The organism is Mesorhizobium sp. M7A.F.Ca.US.014.04.1.1 (assembly GCF_003998745.1).
Classification (GTDB): Bacteria; Pseudomonadota; Alphaproteobacteria; order Rhizobiales; family Rhizobiaceae; genus Mesorhizobium; species Mesorhizobium ciceri.
Genome location: NZ_RZRW01000686.1, coordinates 1 through 2,693, shown reverse-complemented (window position 1 = coordinate 2,693; position 2,693 = coordinate 1). Strand labels below are relative to the sequence as shown.

At 61.2% G+C, this 2,693-nt stretch carries 3 protein-coding genes; 1 reads left to right on the top strand and 2 read right to left on the bottom strand.

The window, feature by feature from the left end; translation table 11 throughout:
• Positions 1–150: 150 nt before the first annotated feature.
• Positions 151–912, top strand: a complete 762-nt coding sequence (locus EOA22_RS29935; RefSeq protein WP_013531572.1) for a GNAT family N-acetyltransferase — start codon at positions 151–153, stop codon at positions 910–912.
• A 4-nt stretch (positions 913–916) separates the two neighbouring features.
• Here the strand turns inward: EOA22_RS29935 and EOA22_RS29930 are convergent, their stop codons facing one another.
• Together EOA22_RS29930 and EOA22_RS29925 are read right to left on the bottom strand one after the other, a co-directional pair.
• A complete protein-coding gene (locus EOA22_RS29930; RefSeq protein ID WP_013531573.1) occupies positions 917–1,744 on the bottom strand; it encodes an MBL fold metallo-hydrolase in 828 nt (275 codons plus the stop codon).
• Positions 1,745–1,747: 3 nt separating this feature from the next.
• Complete coding sequence (locus EOA22_RS29925; RefSeq protein ID WP_063168015.1) at positions 1,748–2,542, bottom strand: TatD family hydrolase; 795 nt, start codon at positions 2,540–2,542, stop codon at positions 1,748–1,750.
• Between the last annotated feature and the right edge of the window lie 151 nt (positions 2,543–2,693).

Here is a 2,693-nt window from a genome sequence, read left to right as displayed (position 1 = left end):
TCCATGCCGCTCGCCGTATCCAAAAGTCGCATAAGATAGATTATGGAACTAACGCATGGGCCAAGAACTGTAAATTGCCGCTGATTCTCATAGGCTTGAGCCGATTGTGGCGTATTGCCTTGAGCGGATCGCCAACGCTAGGCTGTTGAAATGAAGATGGCAAACAGCGAGATCGAAGCGGCAATCGAAGTGTTCGTGCATGGCTTCAGCGCTGATAGGAGCCGCACCTTTCCTTACGAGGCCAGCCGCGTTGGACCATTGTGGCTGATGCGCGATGCCGAACGCAAGAATCCTCGCGATTACCGCGGCGAAGAATGGGTCGTCCATGACGTCGCCGCTCAAGAGACCGATGCCGTCGTGCGGCAGCATGCGCGGCCGGGCTTTGCCATTTCCGTTGTGATCGCGAACGACGATCCGGACGGGCCGACACGAACCGCCTACAAAGCTCTCGGCTACCGGCTGCTGCGGACCGAAGGCTTTTTCGTCCACCGATTGCACCGGATTCCGAACCCGCCATCGGTTGCTTCGGTCGAACGCGTGCAGACGGCCGAACGGGCGGCACAGTTGGGAAAGATCATCCGCAGGCAGCCGATCCCAGACGATTTGCTCGGCGACACCGCGCCGTTCCGCCAGTATGTGGCAATCGACGGCGCCGACATCGTTGGGCGCGTTCGCAGCCTGGATGCCGTGGGAGCCACCTGGTGTTCGAGCATGTATGTCGAGCCGTCGCACCGGCGTCGCGGCATTGGTCAGGCTTTGATATCGAAAATGTTGCACGACGATCGCGCGCGCGGGTCAAGGTACTCGGTGCTGGCAGCAACCCATGCCGGGGCGCTGCTTTATCCCCGGATGGGCTACGAGCGGATCGGAACGCTGCTGATATTTGCACCAAGGAGCCGAAAGCCCTCATGAAGCTCTATTCGCATCGTGCTGATTCATAAGGGATTTCTATAACCATGCCGTCATAGGCGGGTTCGACATTGGCTGGTGTCTCGGCCATCACCGAGACGTAGTCGAGCGGCACGTGCATATGTGTCAGCACCGCATGTATCGGCGCCAGCCGCTGGATCCATTCAAGCGCTTCGCCAAGTGACAGATGACTTGGATGCGTCCGGTACTGCAGCGCGTCGATGATCAGCACGTCGAGGTCGCCCAGCCGTTCGGCGGTGGGTTCCGGAAAGTCGCTGATGTCGGGGCAATAGGCGAGACCGCCAATGCGGAAACCGAGCGATACGATGTCGCCGTGGATCTGCGGCAGCGGCTCGAGGGTGAGGGTACCCCCCTCTCCTTCGACGACCACCGGCCTGGTGTGGTCGATGAGATGCGGCCTGACGATCGGCGGATAGGAACTGCCTTGCGGCGTCTCGAAACAGTATCCGAACGCTTCCCGCAGCCGAAGCATCGTCGCCCTGTCGGCATGGACGTCGATGAGCTGGCGCTGATCGAGGACGAAACCGCGCAGATCGTCGATGCCATGGATATGGTCGGCATGCGGGTGGGTATAGACGACCGCATCGACACGTTTGACGCCGGCCAGCAGCATCTGCTGCCGAAAATCCGGCCCCGTGTCGATGACGACAGTCGTTCGGCTGCCGTTCGCCGCAATCCGCTCGACGAGCGCGGCGGCACGGGTGCGCCGGTTCCTGGGGTTGTCGGGGTCGCAATTGCCCCAATCGCCGGTGATGCGCGGCGTACCTGGGGACGAGCCGCAGCCGAGAATGGTGAGGCGCAGCCGGTCAGTCATCGTTCAGGCACTTTGCTCTGCAGGCCGCGGCATCTTGCCGAACAGCCGGAAGAAATTATCTGTGGTCAGATCGGCGATTTCAGCTTCGCTTACCCCGATCGTTTCGGCCAGCACTTTGGCGGTATGGGCGACATAGGCGGGCTCGTTGCGTTTGCCGCGAAACGGCACGGGCGCCAGATAGGGCGCATCGGTTTCGACCAGCAATCGGGCATGCGGGACATCGGCGGCAATGGCACGCAACTCAGCTGAATTCTTGAAGGTCAGGATGCCCGAGAACGACACGTAGCCACCGAGAGCGACGCCCACCTCGGCAAGCCGGCGCCCGGAAGAAAAGCAATGCAGGATGAAGGGGAAGGCGCCCTTCCCTGTTTCGTCCTCGAGAATATCAGCCATGTCGGCATCGGCATCGCGCGAATGGATGACCAGCGGCAGCCCCGTTTCACGGGCGGCGGCGATGTGGTTGCGAAAGCCTTGCGCCTGTGCATCGCGTGGCGCCTTGTCGTAAAAATAGTCGAGACCGGCCTCGCCGATGGCCACTACTTTTGGGTGCGCGGATAGCCGCACAAGCTCCTCGACCGTGATATCCAGTTCTTCGGCCGCATTGTGCGGATGAGTGCCGACAGAGCAATAGATTTCGTCGAAAGTTTCAGCGATCTCAAGTACTTGCGGAAACCGCTTCACGCGTGTCGAGATCGTCACCATACGGCCAATTCCGGCGGCTAAAGCGCGGGCGACGATGGCCGCCCGCTCCTCGGCGAAATCTGGAAAATCCAGATGGCAGTGGCTGTCGACGAGCATCAGATGTTCGCGTCCGGCTGTTCGACGTAACGCGGAAACACGCCTTCCGGCACCGGCAACGCAGTGCCGGGCACAAGCGCGTGATCCGCGTGGACATGCACGAAATCGCGGCTCTCCGCCGGCACCGCCAGCAGGTCGAGCAGTTTCGCGG